The sequence below is a fragment of the Leifsonia sp. SIMBA_070 genome (assembly GCF_046534635.1).
Lineage (GTDB): Bacteria > Actinomycetota > Actinomycetes > Actinomycetales > Microbacteriaceae > Leifsonia.
The window spans coordinates 1-266 of sequence record NZ_JAWRYK010000378.1 but is presented as its reverse complement, the minus strand read 5'-3'; the positions used below and the strand labels follow the sequence as shown (position 1 = coordinate 266).

The window sequence follows — 266 nt, the reverse complement described above, 5'->3', positions numbered from 1 at the left end:
CCCACGGCCGCGAGGTCTCGATCGGCGAGGCCGTGCGGCTCGCTCACGAGGGCCATCCGTCGGCCGTCGAGGCGTTCACCGAGGCGGGAAGCGCGATCGGCACGGCCATCGCGACGCTCATCAACATCGTCGGTCCGGAACTCGTCATCATCGGAGGCGAGGCGGTCGCCAATTTCGATCTCTTCGAGCGCTCCCTGCGCCGCGCGATCGACGATCATGCCTTCGGCGCCGCAGCACGCTGCGACATCGTGGCCCGCCCCCACACC

1 protein-coding gene is annotated in these 266 nt (G+C 69.9%); it reads left to right on the top strand.

The features are described 5' to 3' along the window. A partial coding sequence (locus SB754_RS20740; RefSeq protein WP_410784241.1) for an ROK family protein occupies window positions 1-266 on the top strand: 266 nt, incomplete at both ends.